15 protein-coding genes are annotated in these 17,533 nt (G+C 66.1%); 9 read left to right on the top strand and 6 right to left on the bottom strand.

Going from position 1 to position 17,533, the window contains the following annotated elements; genetic code table 11:
• The first annotated feature begins 126 nt into the window (after positions 1 to 126).
• Both EXR94_08460 and EXR94_08455 read left to right on the top strand, forming a co-directional pair.
• The gene (locus tag EXR94_08460) at positions 127 to 354 is read left to right on the top strand and encodes a MerR family transcriptional regulator (protein ID MSR02756.1); all 228 of its coding nucleotides are present in this window, start codon (positions 127 to 129) and stop codon (positions 352 to 354) included.
• Entirely contained in the window at positions 341 to 766 is a 426-nt protein-coding gene (locus EXR94_08455; protein ID MSR02755.1) for a PIN domain-containing protein, read from the top strand. Before EXR94_08460 ends, EXR94_08455 begins: the two co-directional genes overlap by 14 nt.
• On the opposite strand, the gene EXR94_08450 is transcribed toward EXR94_08455, so the two are convergent.
• Positions 755 to 2,656: a pyrroloquinoline quinone-dependent dehydrogenase gene (locus EXR94_08450; protein MSR02754.1), complete on the bottom strand. Its 1,902-nt coding sequence runs from the start codon at positions 2,654 to 2,656 to the stop codon at positions 755 to 757. The genes EXR94_08455 and EXR94_08450 overlap by 12 nt on opposite strands.
• Positions 2,657 to 2,796: 140 nt before the next feature.
• Here EXR94_08450 and EXR94_08445 point away from each other — a divergent pair, with 140 nt between their 5' ends.
• Positions 2,797 to 3,495 (top strand): DUF72 domain-containing protein, encoded by a 699-nt coding sequence (locus EXR94_08445; GenBank protein ID MSR02753.1) that lies wholly within the window; start codon positions 2,797 to 2,799, stop codon positions 3,493 to 3,495.
• A complete protein-coding gene (locus EXR94_08440) occupies positions 3,492 to 4,307 on the top strand; it encodes a GNAT family N-acetyltransferase (protein MSR02752.1) in 816 nt (271 codons plus the stop codon). Before EXR94_08445 ends, EXR94_08440 begins: the two co-directional genes overlap by 4 nt.
• On the opposite strand, the gene EXR94_08435 is transcribed toward EXR94_08440, so the two are convergent.
• Together EXR94_08435 and EXR94_08430 are read right to left on the bottom strand one after the other, a co-directional pair.
• A complete protein-coding gene (locus EXR94_08435; GenBank protein MSR02751.1) occupies positions 4,300 to 7,224 on the bottom strand; it encodes a hypothetical protein in 2,925 nt (974 codons plus the stop codon). The genes EXR94_08440 and EXR94_08435 overlap by 8 nt on opposite strands.
• Positions 7,200 to 7,820, bottom strand: coding sequence for an alpha/beta fold hydrolase (locus EXR94_08430; protein ID MSR02750.1), 621 nt, complete (start codon positions 7,818 to 7,820; stop codon positions 7,200 to 7,202). Before EXR94_08430 ends, EXR94_08435 begins: the two co-directional genes overlap by 25 nt.
• A gap of 142 nt (positions 7,821 to 7,962) precedes the next feature.
• On the opposite strand from EXR94_08430, the gene EXR94_08425 reads away from it, so the two are divergent.
• Genes EXR94_08425 through EXR94_08415 form a run of 3 tightly spaced genes read left to right on the top strand, consistent with a single transcriptional unit; the run spans position 7,963 to position 10,214 of the window.
• Positions 7,963 to 9,414 carry an SDR family oxidoreductase gene (locus tag EXR94_08425; GenBank protein ID MSR02749.1) on the top strand — a complete coding sequence of 484 codons (1,452 nt, stop codon included), beginning with the start codon at positions 7,963 to 7,965 and terminating at the stop codon, positions 9,412 to 9,414.
• 9 nt (positions 9,415 to 9,423) lie between these two features.
• Positions 9,424 to 9,783: a hypothetical protein gene (locus EXR94_08420; protein ID MSR02748.1), complete on the top strand. Its 360-nt coding sequence runs from the start codon at positions 9,424 to 9,426 to the stop codon at positions 9,781 to 9,783.
• A 38-nt stretch (positions 9,784 to 9,821) separates the two neighbouring features.
• Positions 9,822 to 10,214, top strand: a complete 393-nt coding sequence (locus tag EXR94_08415) for a hypothetical protein (GenBank protein ID MSR02747.1) — start codon at positions 9,822 to 9,824, stop codon at positions 10,212 to 10,214.
• Between the two features lie 7 nt (positions 10,215 to 10,221).
• Here EXR94_08415 and EXR94_08410 read toward each other — a convergent pair whose 3' ends face one another.
• Complete coding sequence (locus tag EXR94_08410) at positions 10,222 to 11,850, bottom strand: M1 family peptidase (protein MSR02746.1); 1,629 nt, start codon at positions 11,848 to 11,850, stop codon at positions 10,222 to 10,224.
• A gap of 93 nt (positions 11,851 to 11,943) precedes the next feature.
• On the opposite strand from EXR94_08410, the gene EXR94_08405 reads away from it, so the two are divergent.
• Together EXR94_08405 and EXR94_08400 are read left to right on the top strand one after the other, a co-directional pair.
• A complete protein-coding gene (locus tag EXR94_08405; protein MSR02745.1) occupies positions 11,944 to 12,942 on the top strand; it encodes a dipeptide epimerase in 999 nt (332 codons plus the stop codon).
• A gap of 3 nt (positions 12,943 to 12,945) precedes the next feature.
• Positions 12,946 to 14,538: an L-lactate permease gene (locus tag EXR94_08400; GenBank protein MSR02744.1), complete on the top strand. Its 1,593-nt coding sequence runs from the start codon at positions 12,946 to 12,948 to the stop codon at positions 14,536 to 14,538.
• A gap of 255 nt (positions 14,539 to 14,793) precedes the next feature.
• On the opposite strand, the gene EXR94_08395 is transcribed toward EXR94_08400, so the two are convergent.
• Positions 14,794 to 15,933, bottom strand: coding sequence for a hypothetical protein (locus EXR94_08395; GenBank protein MSR02743.1), 1,140 nt, complete (start codon positions 15,931 to 15,933; stop codon positions 14,794 to 14,796).
• Positions 15,934 to 15,936: 3 nt separating this feature from the next.
• A complete protein-coding gene (locus tag EXR94_08390) occupies positions 15,937 to 17,472 on the bottom strand; it encodes a M20/M25/M40 family metallo-hydrolase (GenBank protein ID MSR02742.1) in 1,536 nt (511 codons plus the stop codon).
• Between the last annotated feature and the right edge of the window lie 61 nt (positions 17,473 to 17,533).

Here is a 17,533-nt window from a genome sequence, read left to right as displayed (position 1 = left end):
GTCGGATTGATGTCTTTAGTCGTTCAATGGGTTACCACCGACCCGCGGGGTCCCGCGATCTTGATGGCTGACCCGAACCCAGGAGAGCCGTTGACACCTTCATACGTGGACACGTATTACGTGGACATGAACATCACCCTGTCCGTCGACCGGCAACTCGTGGAGCGAGCCCGCAAGGTCGCCGAGGCCATGGGCAAGAGTCTCAACCAAGTCGTCAGGGATCATTTGGCCTATCTGGCCGGGGAGGGCGCCATGGATGCCGAACTGAAGGAGTTGAAACAGCTGTCGCTCGAATCGGGGGGGCGGTCCAAGGGCTGGACGTTTGACCGCAGCAGCCTCCATGAGCGGTCGTAGTTTCTTCGACACCAACGTCCTGGTCTCCACCGACGACGCCGACGCGCCGGCGAAGCAGACCAGGGCTTTGGAGTTGATCGCCAAGCACCGGCTCGATCGGTCCGGGGTCATCTCGACGCAGGTTGTCCAGGAGTACTTCGTCGCCGCGACCAGGAAGCTCGGCGTCACGGCACCCGTCGCGCGCCGCAAAGCTGAGTTGTTCGGCCGATTCGAATTGGTGCCCATCGGACTCGACGACATTCTCGGCGCCATCGACCTCCACCGGCTCCATCAACTGTCGTTCTGGGACGGCCTCATCATCCGGGCCGCCCTGGCCTCCGGCTGCACTCGCCTCTACTCCGAGGACCTCCAGCACGGCTGGCGCCTCGACGGGCTCGAGGTGGTCAACCCGTTTCGATCCTCACCGCGGTAACGAAAAAGCCTGGAGTTTGGCCGGCGCCGCCCCGCCGCCGGTGGCAATCACCACCACCTGCTGCCCCGCCCGGGTCCGATAGGTCATTGGATTGGCGTAACCGATCGCGCCGAGCGGCGCCTGCCAGAGCACCTTCCCGGTTGCCTTGTCGAGCGCAATCAGGGCCGAGCCGCCACCCGTCGCAAAGAGCAGCCCCCCTTTGGTCACGATGGCCCCGGGAGCGCCGGCCACGCCGAGCGGAGGCAGGGCCACACCCTTTAAGAGCGGGTGATTCCGGATCTCCGGCGAGTCGCCGAGGGGCACTTGCCACCGGTGATCGCCGGTCGCGAGATCGATGGCCGTCAGCGTTCCATACGGAGGCTTGCTGATCGGCAGGGAGGCCGCCGCCCGCTGCGGGTCGTCGGGACTCGACAACAGCTTGGCGTTGAGGTCGAGACTGGCGGTAAAATCGAGCGCGTAGGCCGCGTCGAGTGAGTCGGACGGTGGTGGCGTGACCAACTTGAGCAGGGCCGGTTGGTTGGTGGCCTTCAAATAGATGATCCCGGTTTCCGGGTCATACGCTCCCCCGCCCCACCCCGACCCGCCAATCAGTCCCGGCGAAGCCACCGTCCCCTGAAGCGAGGGCGGTGTAAACAGCGGCCCAGTTCGATAGCTGGTCACGGTCCTCGTCGCCAACTCTTTCAGAGCCGGCGTAAAATCGACCACGTCCGTTGCACTGAAGCCCTGGCGGGCGTAGGGCGCCGGTTTGGTGGGAAACGGCTGGGTCGGCGCGGCCCGCTCGCCGAGGACATCACTGGCGGGAACCGGCCGCTCCTCGACCGGCCAAAGGGGCGTGCCCGTGACCCGATCAAAGACGAACAGCATCCCCATCTTGGTCGGCATGGCGACAAAATCGACGGGGCCGCCGGGTTGGGTGACCCGGCCCAGCACCGGCGCGGTCGGGAGGTCGTAGTCCCAGAGCCCATGGTGCACCGTCTGGAAGTGCCACAGTTTTTCCCCGGTGCGGGCGTCGAGGCAGACCAGCGACTCGGCAAAGAGATTGTCGCCCTTCCGGGCTCCTCCGTACCAGTCGTTGCTCGGCGTGCTGACCGGGAGATAGACGAGTCCTCGCGCCACGTCGACGCTGAAGGGCGCCCACACGTTGGTGTGACCGGTGAACCGCCAGGATTCGTTTTCCCAGGTCTCGGATCCGTCGCCTCCTTGGGGAATCGGACTCCATTTCCAGATTCGCTTGCCGGTCCTCGCATCGAAAGCCTGGATATCGCCCGGGGGGTCGTTCTTGTAGGCAAACTTGTCGGCCACGCCGTTCCCGACGATGACCAGGTTACCCCACACCACCGGAGGCGAGGTGTTGGTGTAGCGCCGTCGATTGACCTGCCACACCAGATCTCCCGCCAAATCGACCTCGCCGCCCGCGCCAAACGACGGAATCGGCCGGCCGGTCGCGGCATCGAGGGCGATCAGGCGCCACCGGCTATTGAGAAAGATCCGGCGGGTCTTTCCATCACTCCAGCTGGCAACCCCCCGGTGGACGAAGCCCGTGCCGTTAGGCGCCTGGCCGGCCTCGTAGGCCCGGGGGTCGAACCGCCAGTACTCGCGCCCGGTGGCGGCATTGAGGGCGGCCACTTGGTTATACGAGGTCGGCAAGAACAGAGTATCGCCAATCATCAGGGGGGTGGCCTGGAACAGTCCGGGCCGGGTCTTCCACTGAGCCATCGGGGCCTCGCCGGTGCTCCATTCCCAGAGCTTGGTCAGCCGGCCCACGTTGCCGGGATTCAAGTCGGCGAGGGCGGAGTATTTCATGGCGCCGGGGTCGCCGCCGTAGACCGGCCAGTCGGTCTGGGCCGAGAGAGCAGCAGGGGCCAGCAGGGCAAGGAGGGCTCTTCGCATCCGGGAATGGTAGCCCCGAACCGGACATTCTCAACCGGGGCGGCCGCCAGTACCTTAGAGGCCAACGCCAGGAGGGCCCCCATGCCCGCTCGTTCGATCGGTACCGCCACCATTTCCTTCGGCCTGGCCCGCGCCTCCTGATGGCGTCGTACGTCGGGACCAGCGGATTTGCGTTCAAGGAATGGAAAGGGCCGTTCTATCCGGCCAAACTCCCCGACAAGGGCATGTTGGCGTACTACGCGAGCCAATTCCAGACGGTCGAGATCAACAACACGTTCTACCGGATGCCCCGCGAAAAGAACCTGCTCGATTGGACCGCCGAGGTCCCGGAGGGCTTCCAGTTCGCCATCAAGGCCAGTCAGCGGATTACCCATCACGCCCAACTCCGGGACGCGGGGGAACTGGTCGGGTATCTGGCCCAGACCGTTGCCGTGTTAGGCAGCAAACTCGGCCCTACGCTGTTTCAACTCCCGCCGCACTTGAAGAAGGACATTCCCCGGCTGGAGGCCTTCCTCGATATCGTACCCAAGCGGTGGCGGATCACGATCGAGTTTCGGAACCAAACCTGGTTTGACGATGACCAGGTCTTCGACGTCCTCAAGGCCCGGGGTATTCCCCTGTGCATTTCGGACCAGAACGGCGTGCCGACGCCGCTGGTGGCCACCGCGGGCTGGGGCTACGTCCGGCTCCACAAGCTCGACTACGACGAGGCGAGCCTGGCCGCGTGGGCCGCCCGAATCGCGGGCTTCGGGTGGAGCGACACCTACATCTATTTCAAGCATGACCACTCACCTGGTTCCGGCCCGCCCGTCGCCATGAGTCTCAAGACCAAGCTGTGAGCGTCCCGTTTGCCGATCTCGCATTGGCCCGGCGGCTCGAGCGCACCGAAGCAGCCGGTTGCGCCCAGTTCGTCGAAGGCCGCCGGACCCTCCGGCCCGAGAGCGGCGCGGAGTGGATCGACGTGGCCGGCGCCTACGCCATGTTCGACGGTGTCGATTCGCCAATCACCCAGACCTTCGGCCTCGGAGTCTTTGAACCGGGCACGCCCGAGGTCTTGGAGCGGATCGAACGGTTCTTCGGCGATCGGGGCGCCCCGACCTTCCATGAGGTGAGCCCGCTCGCGGACCTCTCCACCATGGCGCTGCTACCCGCCCGCGGGTACCGGCCGATGGAGTGGTCGAATGTCCTCTATCGGCCGATCGACGAGGCCGTCGATATCCCAGGCGCGTCGGCGGAGGTCACCGTTCGGCAGACCGCACCCGACGAGTGGCGGGCCTGGGCCGACACCGCAACCGAAGGCTGGAGTGAATTCCCCGAGTACGCCCCGATGATGGCCGAGTTGTCGGAGATCGGGGCCCGGCGCCCGGGCGCCTTGACCTTCGTGGCCGATCGCGGGGGCCGGCCGATCGCGGCGGGTGCACTCTCGATCACGGGCGGGGTGGCACTCCTGGCCGGCGCAAGCACCATTCCCGGGGAACGCCGTCACGGAGCCCAGCTCGCCCTGTTAGGCACGAGGCTCCGGTTTGCGGTGAAGCAGGGCTGCGACGTGGCCATGATCACCACCCTTCCCGGCAGCGCATCCCAGCGGAATGCCGAGCGACACGGGTTCCGGGTCGCCTATACCCGTACGAAGTGGCAACTCATCAAATAGGGACGAGGGCCATCTCATCGAGGAAGCGGTGGCCGCCGGTCAACTTGCCGTCCCTCGCTTCCACCCGGGTCATGACCAGACGCTCCTTGGCCCGGGTCATTCCGACGTACAGGAGCCGGCGGGATTCTTCGAGCTCGGCACTCGGCGCTCGGCGCTCGGCACTCGGCAGGGATTGGAGGCCGGGCATCTCGGCGTCTTCGACGCCGACGATGTAGACTCGGGAGAATTCTAGGCCTTTGGTGGAGTGGAGGGTGAGGAGGTTGATCCGGTCTTGGTCGGTTTCGATGCCGTCGCTCTTGGAGAGGGCTACGCGGCTCAGGAATTCCTGGATTTCGGCTTCGAGGGTCTCCTCCGAGAGAGCCTCGAGGAGGCGGCGGACCCGGGCCATGGCGGCGGGGTAGCGCTGGTCGGAGCGTTTCTCGGCGCGGACTTTGAGCATCAGCGACTGGCCGCCGAGACGTTCGATCAGTTCGTCGACCGGAATGGCACCCTGGTTCCAACGGTCGCGTTCGGCCCGGTAGAACTCCAGGCAGTCGCTGAACCGGCCCAAGGCATAGACCGCGGTGATGTCCCGCAAGAGACCGGCTTCCGTTCCCAAGGTGTCGGGGTCGGAGAGGGCCAGGGAGATGCCGAGATAGTCGAGCACATTCGAGAGGGCCACCCGTCTGGCTCGGGCCACTTTTTCCTCTTCCAGCTTCCGGTAGACCTGGGCCAGCGTCCGGACGTCCGAGAGCGCGGTGTGCGCAGTGCCGGGGTCGACCCCGAACCGGGCGGCCAAGTGCTGGAGCTTGGCGCTGCCGAGCCGGAGGGACCAGGCCAAGGGCACCGTATCGTAGGTCACAAAGTCCCGGTCGCCCGACATCCGGCGGAGAATCGGGAAGTCGAAGTCGTAGCCGTTGTGGGCCACCAGCTCGTCGGTCGCGGCAAAGGCCTTGAACCGGGGCCACACCTCGTCAAACGAGGGCTGGTTGGCCACATCCGCGTCGCTGTAGTGGTGGGTGGCGCTCGCGCCCGGCTCGATCGGGACAGCCGGCTTCACCAGCTGATGGAACTCCGCCACGATTTCCCAGTCACGGACCCGGACCGCTCCGAGCTCGACGATCTCGGCCGTGGCCACGTCCCGGCCGGTGGTTTCGAGATCGACCGCCACGAAGTTGCCGGCCGCCCGCTCGGTCGTGGCGGTCAGGAACTGGAGTGCTTTGAATACCGTGAGGGCCAACCCCAGATCGGGGCACGACCACGCCGGTCCGAGCACGAATTGGCCGGCCGGCGGGGTCGTCCTAACCTCAAACAAGCGGATCCCGGCCCCGGCCAGCATTCCGGCCAAGCCGATCTCGAGTCCCCCCATTGCTTGAATCAGCATCGGGGCCCGAGCATCCCGGACCCGCTCCAGCTCCCCGGCAAGCCGCGCCACTTCCGGATACCCCGCCGGATCGGAGAGCTCCTCGGCCCGTTGCTCGAGGATCGTGTGGTAGGCACCGACCCGTTGGGACAGGATCTCGTCGACCAGCCGCGCCAGGTGCCGGTGCCGCTGACCTAACGCCGTCAGGTTCTGTATCGCTGCCAAGGCCCGGCGAATCTTCCGTCCTTCCTCGTCGGTGCGGGGGCGGGCCCGGACTTGGCGATGGAGGGTTCCGAGGAAGCCGATCCGGTCCTTCAGCGCGGCCTTCCGAAGGGCATCGCAGAGCGCCTCCGGCAGGACCACCCGCGCAAAGCCTTCGTCGATGACCGGGTCGCCGGGGTACGAGATCACCTTGAGCGCCGCGATCAGATACCGGACGGCCAAGTCGTCCGCCAGCGCCCGGCCGTGAGCCAGGCGGCACGGCAAGCCGGCCTGCATCAGGGCCCCTTCGAGGAGATTACCATCGGCGTGTTTGCGGTAGAGAACGGCGTATTCGCCCCAGGGGAGGCCGGAGGCCGCCCGATCGGCTTGGACGTCCTCGAGGAGCCAGGCAACCTCGGCGTGCTCATCGGGAAACGAGCGGGTTAGGACGGGGTACTCCGACTCGTGGGTCGCCGTGATGTGCTTCGGGCCGAACAGCGGCACGTTGCTCGAGATCAGGCGGCGGGCCAGGGCAAAGATTTGCCCCGCGGTGCGCCGGTTCTCGTCGAGCACGATCCGGTCCACGGCGCGGAACTCGTTGGCGAACGTCGCGATCAGCCGGGGATCGGCCCCGGTCCACGAGAAGATCGACTGTTCGTCGTCGCCGACGACGAAGACGTTGCCGTGCGCCCGCCCGAGCGTGGTCACGATCGAAAACTGGACCGGATTCAGATCCTGGACCTCGTCGACCAGGAGATGGTCCCACCGGCCGGCCACCTCGGCGGCGGTTTCCGGAAACCGGTCGAAGAGCTCTTTGGTCAGATGGACGATGTCGTCGAAGTCGATCATCCCACGCTTGACCAGATGAGCACGGTAGCGCTTGAAGGTCCGGGCGTTGTCCTCCTGAAGCGGTTTCGCGCCGAGCCGGGCCAGACCGAAGCGGCCGAGCAGATTGCTTCGCCACTGAGGCGGGACCTTGAGCCAGCCGAGCAGTTCTTTCTGGTAGTCTTCGTCGGCAATCCCGAACCCCTTCTCCAGGCCTAACGCTTCGCCGTGGGTCCGGAGAATCTTGACGCACAGGGAGTGAATGGTGGACCGAGTCACCGCGTCGGCCCGGGGCCCGAGCTCGCGGCGGAGCCGGGCGGCCACTTCCTCGGCGGCCTTGTTGGTGAAGGTCAGCGCGCAGATCCGCTCGGGGTCAACGCCGCCTTGGTCCACCAGAAACCGGATCCGCTCGATCAGGCAAAACGTTTTGCCGGCACCGGGGCCCGCCAGGACCAGTACCGGTCCCGCGCCCGCACCAATGGCTTTGCTTTGGGCCGGGGACGGTGTCGGACGCGAGGGCGGCGTCACCGCGGGAGCCTCCCGATCCACTCGGCGGTGGTGACCGCGAGCTCGACGATGACCTCGGCGGCGGTCCGGCCGGTCCGTTTCGGCACCGCGAAGGCATGATTGGCCTCGGTGATTTCATGCACCGTGGCGCGAGCGCCTAACCGGCCACCGACCGAACGGATCAACTCGAGATCCGCCAAGTCATCCCGAGTCCCCTGAAGAAACAGCATCGGCACCGCAACCCGATCGAGGTGATCGCCCCGGGTGACGGCGGGACGTTTCGGCGGATGGAGCGGAAAGCCGAGGAATACCAGACCCCGCACCCCCTCGAGCGCCGCCTCGGCCGCCGCCGTCGACGTCATCCGGCCCCCGAAGGACTTGCCCCCGGCAACGAGGGGAAGGCCGGGGAGGAGGGCCCGGGCCCGATCGACCGCGGCCCGAACGGTCGCGGCGGCCACCGCGGGCGAGTCCGGACGGCTGCTTCCGGCTTCCATAAATGGGAACTGATACCGAAGCGTCGTGACACCAGCGGCGGCGAGAGCGGCCGCGACGTCCGCCATGAACGGATGCCGCATGCCGGCACCGGCACCGTGCGCCAGGACGTACCCGGCGACGGGGCGCGGGGCCTCGAGCAACAGGGCGGACACCGGGCAGGCCAGCGTTTCGACGACGACGGGGAGTTCCACGCTCGAATTGAAGGGCTACTCGGCCTGAGAAGGAAGGGGTCATAAATCCGGACAAAACATTGACAAAACAGGTACGAATTGATATTTTGGTCCCATGGAACCGCAAAGCAATACCAAGCAACGACTTACGTTAATCATCGGCGCCACCGGCTACATCGGCGGCCGACTTCTCCCGGTCCTGGAGGCTCGCGGGGAACGGCTCCGTTGCATGGCCCGGCGCCCTGAATACCTCGCGGGGCGGGTTCGGCCGGGCACCGACGTGGTGCGCGGAGATCTCGCTGACCCGCCGACCGTTCAAGCTGCCATGGTCGGGGTCGACACGGTGTATTTCCTGGCCCACGCCATGGGTACGGCCGGCACCTTTGAGGACGAGGAGCGAGCGGGGGCCGAGGCGTTGGTGGCGGCCGCTCGCGCGACCGGCGTGCGCCGCATCATCTACCTGGGCGGGTTGGGCGACGGTCGGGAATTGTCGGCCCATCTCCGGAGCCGCCAAGCGGTCGGTAGAATCCTCAGCGAGTCGGGTATTCCCACGCTCGAGTTTCGGGCCTCGATCATCCTCGGCTCGGGCAGCCTGTCGTTCGAAATGATCCGGGCGCTGGTCGAACGGCTCCCGGTGATGGTCACCCCCCGATGGGTCCGAACCTTGGCCCAACCGATCGGAATCGAGGACGTGCTCGCGTATCTGGCGGCTGCCCTCGATCTGCCCCTCGACCAGAGCCGAATCATTGAGATCGGCGGCCCAGATCAGGTGTCGTACGGTGACTTGATGCGGGAGTACGCCCGCCTTCGCGGACTTCGCCGCCTGATGATCCCCGTCCCGATCCTGACGCCTCATTTGTCGAGCCTCTGGCTCCGCTTGGTGACGCCCGTGTATGCCCGGGTGGGCCGGAAGCTGATCGACGGCCTTCGGAACGAAACCGTGGTTCGGGACGAGAGCGCCCTGGCCCTATTCCCGGTTCGACCAATGGGAGTTCGCGCGGCCCTCGCTCGGGCCTTGAGCAACGAGGACCAGGAATTCGCGCTGACCCGCTGGTCGGACGCGCTCTCGATGACGCCGAGTGGCGGGTCGTGGGCCGGAGTTCGGTTCGGAACTCGACTAGTCGACTCTCGGGTCATCCGAGTGGCGGTCGGACCGGAACAGGCGTTCGCACCGATCGCCCGGATTGGAGGCCGGACCGGTTGGTATTACGGCAACGGGTGGTGGTGGCTTCGCGGTCTCATCGACTTGGCAGCCGGGGGGCCGGGACTTCGCGGCCGGCGTGATCCGACGGCTTTGGCACCGGGCGACACGGTCGATTGCTGGCGGGTCGAGTCGGTCGAGCCGAATCGTCTGCTCCGGCTTTCCGCGGAGATGAAGCTCCCGGGCCGGGCCTGGCTCCAATTCGAGGTCACGGAAACCGGGACCTCATCGGACATCCGCCAGACGGCCATCTTCGACCCGCGCGGCCTCGCGGGCCTGCTCTATTGGTACGCTTTGTACCCGCTCCACTTGGTCATCTTCGGAGGGATGCTCCGAGGCATTGCCGCCGCTACCACCCGGCGGTAGCCTACCGCCATGCTGGCCACGCTGCTGCGGGCCTTGACGGCGGCCGAACGTTCGGTGGTGACCCACGTCGAGGCCCACCGCCGGGAGGCGGTCGGGCTGCTCGAGGCCTTCCACCAACGGCTGGCCGGCCAGGCCTTGCTGACGTTCAATCCGGGCGTGGCGTTAGGCGGAATCGACGTATCGCTCGACTCGACTGGGGTCCGAGGCGCGGCGTTCGGCAAGAGCAACGTGGTGGCCGCCCGGATGACGGTCACCGGTGGCCTCCGGATCCTCTCGCGGGGCCAACTGGCGGGCACCGATCCGATGCGGGCGGGCGGCGCGGGGGCAATTCGGAATGCGCGGATTTATGGCTCGAACCGAGGATTTTGAACCCGCCGGTTGGCCCCCAAGCGCAGACGGCCTTCACCGTGGACCTCCCCGAGGGCATCTACAAAGAACTGAAGATGCAGGTGCATACCCCGGTTGGGGGCACTGAGGGAGGCGGCTTCTTGGAGGCCCATCCCGAATTCGCCGACATCAGCGTCAAGGTGACCGGTACCTTCAATGGCGCCCCCTTCACGTTCACCACCGCCGTCACCGCCGAGGTGAAGATCGATTTGGACACGCCGGTCGAAGTGACGGCCGGCAAGCCCGCGGCCATGACCCTGCAGATCGATCTTGGGACGTGGTTCGCCGGAGCCGCAGGAGCGATCCTCAACCCAATGGCGCCGTCACAGCAGGTCCGCTCGCAGATCGAACAGAACATCCGGCGCTCGTTCCACGCCTTCGAAGATGAGGATCGGGACGGCGACCCGGACTGAGCCCCGATTACGGCCGCCGGTCGAACTTGGCCTCCATCAGGACCCAGAGATTCGGGTCGAGCGTCACGGAGGCCGGCTCCCGGGGTGAGTCGAAGGCGAACCGGGCTTGGCCGCCGGTGATTTCGACCCGCTCGGTTCGGATCCCGGATTCCCCGGGAAACCGGATCCCGATCTCAAGCGGCACCCGGAACGGCTCACCATCCTGGGTCTGGCTCAGATTGATCTCGATCCGCTTGGCGCCGGCATCATAGCGCCATCCCCCCTCGAGCTTCGGTGCCCCTGACCGGGTCAGCCACTGCCGAAAGAACCAATCCAGATCCTTGCCTGACGCAGCCTCCATGACCCGCCGAAAGTCTTCGGTCGTGGCATTGGCGTTCCGGTACTCGCGGTAATATTCTCGAATCCCCCGCCAGAAGGTGTCAGTCCCGACCAAGCCGCGGAGCATATGGAGCGTCCAGGCCCCCTTCTGGTACGTCTGCGAGCTCGTGACCTCGGACATGTCGGTCAGATTCGCATGCACCACTTGGTATCCGGGGTGCTTGGCATCGTAGTCGAGCACGGTGGCCCGGCTTTTCAGGAGCCCCTCGACGAAGGCATCGCGCCCGGCGTCGTGCTCGGTGAACAGCAGCGTGAAGTAGGTCGCGAACCCTTCACTGAGCCAGACATCGTTCCAGTCGGATTCGGTCACCGCGTTGCCGAACCATTGATGGGCGATCTCGTGCACGACGACCTCCCGGACCCGGGCGGTGCCGATCAGACGCTCGGTGTAGCCGATCGCGGTCGCAGCCTCCATCCCGCCCCCCGCCGCCACCGATTCGACGTTGGCGAGCTTCTCATAGGCGTAGGGGCCAACCCACTCGTTGTAGAACCGGAGCGCCGCCTTGGTCGGCCCGCCAAAATCCGCGAAGGCCCGCTCCCGGTCCGCCGGATAGGCCCAGGCCTGGATCGGCGTGCCATCGACGGTACCCGAGTGCTCGATGGCGTACCGGGCCACGCCTAACGTCTGGAGCCAGGTGGCGATCGGCACCGACTGGCGCCAATGGGTCCGGCGGAAGCCGCTCGCGAGATCGGTTTGCTCAACCAGGAGGCCGTTCGACACGACCTGGTAGTGCGCCGGCGCCGTGACGATGAATTCGGAGGTGGCTTTGTCGTAGGGGTGGTCGACGCCGACCAGCCAGTGGCGGGCCAGGTCGGGCCAGTTGTCACTGGAGAACGTCCGGTCGCCGGACTTGTTGGGGCCGATCTTCAGGGCCGCCGCCGGGACGCCATGGTACGCGATCGAGACTCGGCTCCGTTCGCCGGAGCGGCCCGGCCGCCGAAGTGCGATCTCGAGCCGGTTGGCCCGATGGGTAAAGGTCAGCGGTCCGGCCGAGTCGGCGACTTGGCCGACCACCATGCCGCGCCCGGAGTCGCCTCGGCCCACGAGGTCGAGTGCCAACCGGGTTCGCCCGGCCGCGAGGAACCGGAAGGCGATCGTCGCCTCCATCCGGATCTGATCGGAACTGTCGGAGAGCGCGAGTTGGTAGCGGTAGTCGATGACGTCGAGATCGGCGTTCCGGGGATACGGGTCCGCCGGGGCGGATCCAAGAACGAGCATCGCTCCCGACCAGACGACCAGTTGACGGCTGGGGTTCAAAGGGCACCGGCTGTGAAGGTAGGGGTTCAATCTAGCACCGACTCGGCCGATCGTCCCGTTGGCGAACCCCGGCGCGAGACGTAGATTCGTTCGATGAACGACAACCAACTGCTGCGATGCGCCGTCACCACTGAACGGTGGCCCTACCACACGCCGTTCCGGATCGCCCGCGGAGTGGAAACCGAACTCGGGGTCATCGTCGTCCGTCTGACGGACGCGCGGGGCCAAACGGGCTGGGGAGAGGCCTCGGGCGTCGACTACGAGGGCGAATCCCTCGCCTCGATGATCGCTCAGATCGACCAGGTCCGCCGCGGGTTGACCGACGGTCTCACCCGGGCGGCGCTCCAAGACCTGCTGCCGGCCGGCGGAGCCCGGAACGCGGTCGACTGTGCCCTTTGGGATCTCGAAGCCAAGACTAGCGGGATTCCAGCGTGGCGCACCGCCGGTCTCGATCAGGTGGGGCCGGTGACGACCGCCATGACGATCGGGATCGGTTCCGACGCGGAGGTCCGCACCAAGGCCCGGGCCATCCGGGATTGGCCGCTGATCAAGATGAAGGCCGACGCCGTCTCCCATCTCGGCCCCGTCCGGATCGCCCATGAGGAATGTCCTTCCGCCCGGTTCATCGTGGACGCCAATCAGAGTTGGACCGTGGACTTGCTGAACCAACTCGGGCCCGAGTTGGCGGCGCTGAATGTCGCGCTGATCGAGCAACCCGTGAAGAAGGGCACCGACCGGCAATTGGCCGGGTATACCGGCACCATCCCGCTCGCGGCCGATGAATCCTGTGTCGATCGGTCGTCACTGCCGGGACTGGTTGGACTCTACCACGTGGTCAACATCAAGCTCGACAAGACCGGCGGGCTGACCGAGGCGCTGGCCTTAGCCGCCGACGCCCGGGCCCGGGGCCTTGGCATCATGATCGGCTGCATGGCGGGCACCTCGCTCGCCATGGCTCCTGGTGCCGTCATCGCGCAGCAGGCCCAGTTCATCGACCTTGACGGCCCGTTGCTCCACTCCTCCGACCGGCCCAATGGTCTCCGCTACGAGCGCGGCGTCATGTCGTTCCCAACGCCGGCGTTGTGGGGCTGAGCGATGACGAGTCCATGGCCTCAGGTCTACGATCCGCTGGGGCACCCGCTGCTGTCGGCGCTGCTGGCCGCCATTCCGGTCGTGGCGCTGCTAGCCTCGCTGGCCTGGTTTCGCCTCAAGGCCCCGGTGGCAGCGGCCATCGGGCTCGGCTCCGCCCTGGTCCTCGCGGTGGCCCTGCTCGGAATGCCGCCATCGATGGCGTTGGCCAGCACCGGATTCGGAGCGGCCTACGGCCTGTTCCCGATCGGCTGGATCGTGCTGAACGTCCTGTTTCTCTATCGGTTGGCCGAGGACCGGGGGCTCTTGGATGTGCTCCGGCGAAGCATTGCCGGCTTGACTGACGACCCACGGCTGCAACTGTTGCTGATCGCGTTCAGTTTCGGTGCGTTTGTCGAGGGTGCCGCCGGATTCGGCACCCCGGTCGCGGTCACCGGCGGGTTGCTCATTGCGTTGGGCTTTTCGCCGCTCCAGGCCTCGGCCCTGTCGCTGATTGCCAACACGGCACCGGTCGCGTTCGGGGCGTTAGGCACTCCGATCATCGCCCTCCAAGCCGTGACGGGCCTCGACCTCCATGAGTTATCGGCCCAGGTCGGGCGGCAGCTTCCCTGGTTTTCGGTCATCGTTCCGTTCTGGCTGGTGGCCGCCTACGCCGGATTCAAGGGCCTCAAGGAAGTCTGGCCCGCCGTTCTGGTCGCGGGGGTCACCTTTGCGGTACCGCAGTACCTGATGGCGACGTACCACGGACCGTGGTTGGTGGATATCGTCGCCGCGGTATCGTCGATGGCGGGCCTCACGTTGTTCCTCAAAATCTGGCGTCCGAAGACCGCCGGACCCAGGGTGGCCGCCACGGCCAAGCCAAGCGGCCCGACCACAGCCCAGGCGTGGCTCCCCTGGGCTGTGCTCAGCGTTTTGGTCTTTGCCTGGGGCATTCCGGCGGTGAAGAGTCTGCTCAACGGTATCTCGGCACCGAAAGTTCCGGTGCCGGGCCTCCACAACTTGGTCCAGCGAACCGCCCCGGTGGTGGCCACCCCGGCCGCCGAGGGGGCGATCTTCACCTTGAACTGGCTCTCGGCAACCGGGACGGCCATCCTGATCGCGGCGCTCGTGACCGCGGTCATGCTTCGCTATCGGCCGGGCGAGGTGGTCCGCGCCTACGGGAAGACGTTCCTGGCGGTGCGAACGTCGCTGGTGACGATTGCCGTGATGATGGCGCTGGGCTACCTCACCCGGTATAGCGGGCTCGACGCGATTCTCGGACTGGCGTTCGCCCGGACCGGCGCCTTCTATCCCTTCTTTGGCACCCTGCTCGGTTGGCTCGGCGTGGCGCTAACCGGATCCGATACGTCCTCCAATGTTCTGTTCGGGAGCCTCCAGCGAATCACCGCCGAGCAGCTCGGACTAAATCCAACTCTGATGGCGGCGGCGAACTCCTCGGGCGGCGTTATGGGCAAGATGATCGACGCGCAGAGCATCGTGGTGGCCGGGGTGGTGACGAAATATGAAGGCAAGGAGGGAGAAATCCTCCGGTATGTCTTCTTCCATAGCATCGCGTTGGCCTCGCTGGTCGGCTTGCTGGTGACCTGGCAAGCCCGCTGAGCGGCGGCGCCCGGGTAGCGATCCCACCGCCCGGCTACTTGTGTTGCCACCGATCGCCCGGCTCGATGACCGCGCGCGTCCCTCGCCGTCAAGCCAAGCCCGGGCCGCTTGGTCCTGCCGGAGCATGGCATCCCAAAAGGCCGTACTGATGGCAAGAATTGCCCGGTGGTGATTGGGATTTCGGCGATCCAGCCGGAGCGGTCGGTCCTTCCGCTTGAATCGGCTGCCGGGCATGGTTCGTCCCGGGCCAGATCGTCAATCCGGTTTGGAAGGCGGGCCGGTCCATCCCATTTCCGCGAAGAACTCCTCCTTCGTCGGGAATAGAAACCGGACGATCTCATAGAGTTCCCGATCGTACCGCCTGAGATTCTCCGCCGTCAGCAGCCGATCGTTGTCCAGGCTCAAGCGAAACGATGGCTGCTGCGGGCTGCCACCCGCCGCGATGATCCGGCCCATATACCGAGACCGCTGGCGGCCGCCGTAGACGATCTCCAAGCCGATCGTGAGATACTCATGGCTGAATGAATCGGCGGGCAAACCGTCCCACGGCCGGAAGAACTTCCGGTCGATCGCGGCCTGGGTCGCCCGTTCGAGTCGTTGCTGGATCTTGGGGTAAGCCGTGACGATCCCGGCGCCATGGATGAGATGGGTGATCTCCTCGACCGAGGCATCCCGCCGGAGGGTATCCGGCCCGCCAAGCCGGAAGTAGTCGGGGATGATCTCCTCGTCTTCGAGGTCCTGGGCATCGTAGTCACCGGCGAACATCTGAAAGCCGACGGCTGTGTTTCGCTCCTCGAAGGTCATGAAGAGCGTCATCATCCGCTCCTGTTTTTTCAGCGCGGCCACGATCCGCCCTGAACCCTTCAGGTCCTTGGACAAGAGAGCCTTCGCCACCTTGGTGGCATGGCCGATTTTGGCCGGGTCGACCCCGGCCGTGGCCAGGAACCGGATGCCGTGCACTTGGCTCCGCTTCGGAAAAATGTCGAGCGCCTGTTCCCGGCGGGGCGCCTCGGCGAGCGCCACGATGATCAGGACCTGCTCCATGAACCCGTCGTCGTTGGTGGCTCTGACCTCGGCATAGAGGGTCTGCGGATAGCGATCCGGATGCCGGACCAGGCGGAGGACGCCGGTGGCTGAATCGATCGTCACGATCGTGGTGGCGTCGAGCTGGCCCCCGCGGAGGTAGCCCCGCGGATCGCCACCCGGCACCGGCTTGATCAACGACCAGCGGATCGGCTTGTCATTGGGAAAGACCGGTTGAATCCGCCCAACGACAGCGCCGGCCTCGGTCGCGGCGGTCACCAGGAAGAGGTCGAATTCGTCGGTCAGTACCGGTGGCCGTGGCTTGGGGTTCGGCTGCGACCCGATCGCCAGAGCCAACAGGAGCATGTGCATCGGTCACCGCTTCCGGGGAATCATCTCATCGCGGTTGGCGACGGTATAGGCAGTCCAGGCGAGAACAATGGCGGCCTGCTTGAGATCATCCTCGATCAGCCGCTCGAAGGTGTCGGCGTTGGTATGGTGGCTTCGCAGAACGTATTCGAGCGGATCCTGGAGGTAGGTGAACCCGGGAATCCCGACGTCGTCGAAGTCCTGATGCTCGTTGCCGCCGACATTGCCCTGTTTGATGACCATCACCCCTAGGTCGCGCACCGGGGCGAAGATCTGCTGAAAGATCGGCGCGATGAACGGATTCGACTGGTCCCAAAGCCCCCGGAGCCGGCCGGCGCCGTTGTCGACGTTGAAATATGCGGAGATCTTGGGCCATTGATCCCGGTGCTTGGCCACCCAACCGGCGACGCCGAGGTGGCGGCCTTCCTCCGAGGTCCAGACGCCGAGGCGAATGATGCGACGGGGTTTGAGGCCAGCTGCCTTGAGAATCCGGATGGCCTCCATTCCGATCGCCACGCCGGCGGCGTTGTCGGTGGCCCCGGTCCCCGCGTGCCAGCTATCAAGATGACCGCCGAACATCACCGATTCGGCCGCCAGATCGGTACCCGGAAGCTCGGCAAGGGTGTTATAGCCCAGGGAATCGTCGGTCACGAACCGGTTCTCGATCGCCGCCTCGAGCTCGACCGGAATGCCCCGCTTGATGTTCCGGTACATTTGGCCGAACTGTTCGAAAGAAGCGACCATCGCCGCGATCGGGGCGCCCTCTTTGGCTTGGCGGACGTCCTGCCAGCCGGGCACGGCCATGACCCGAATGATATTGTAGGGCAGCGGCGAGCAAAGGATCAGAGCGGCGATATCTTCACCCTTGAGCTGGCGGAACACGTCGGCATAGCGGTCTCCGGCCTTCCGCCGTTCGAGCCGGGTCGCCAGGGGGGACCAGGCGAAGTCGGGCTTGAGATTCGGATTGTCGAGGTCTTCCTGCGACAGCCGGCGGCGGCGCGGCGGGTCCTCCATCGCGAGGAAGGGCCACGGTTCGATGTAGAAATTCGGCTGGAGCTTGGGGGGTTCGCCAAACAGGACGAACTTGCCCTTCAGCGTACCGCGGTATTTTGGGAACGACGCCGAGTCGGTGGCGTCGAGAATGACGACCGGGGCCTTGATGGTGCCCTTGGTGCTCCCGCTCCAGCCCATCGGTTGCGCTACCAGCGGCTGGGGGTAAGGCTTGGTGAGGTTGGCGGCGTAGCGGACCCGCTCCCAGCCCCGGCCCCAGGTGCCCCAGGGCTCGACGACGACGTTGGCGAGGCCCCAGGCCCGGAGCCGGTCGGCGGTCCAGTGGTTGGCCTGTTTGACGGCGGTGGACCCCTGGGGCCTGGGCCCGATGACGTCGGCGAGGTAGCCGGCGGTGGCCATGACCTCGGACCGGTTCATACCTTCGTCCTTGATCCGGCGGAGCGCGTCGAGGTCGAGCCGTTCCTGGACCACCTGAGCCGAGAGCGACAGCGGGAGCAAGGCGAGCAAGGCGAGAAGACGAAGCCGGGCCATCGGGACCTCCAAGTCGGTGACGGGATACGAAGGGTCGGCCTGTTGGTACTAAAGTCCGGCT

Source organism: Gemmatimonadota bacterium, assembly GCA_009692115.1.
Lineage (GTDB): Bacteria > Gemmatimonadota > Gemmatimonadetes > Gemmatimonadales > GWC2-71-9 > SHZU01.
This window is presented reverse-complemented; position numbering and strand designations above follow the sequence as displayed.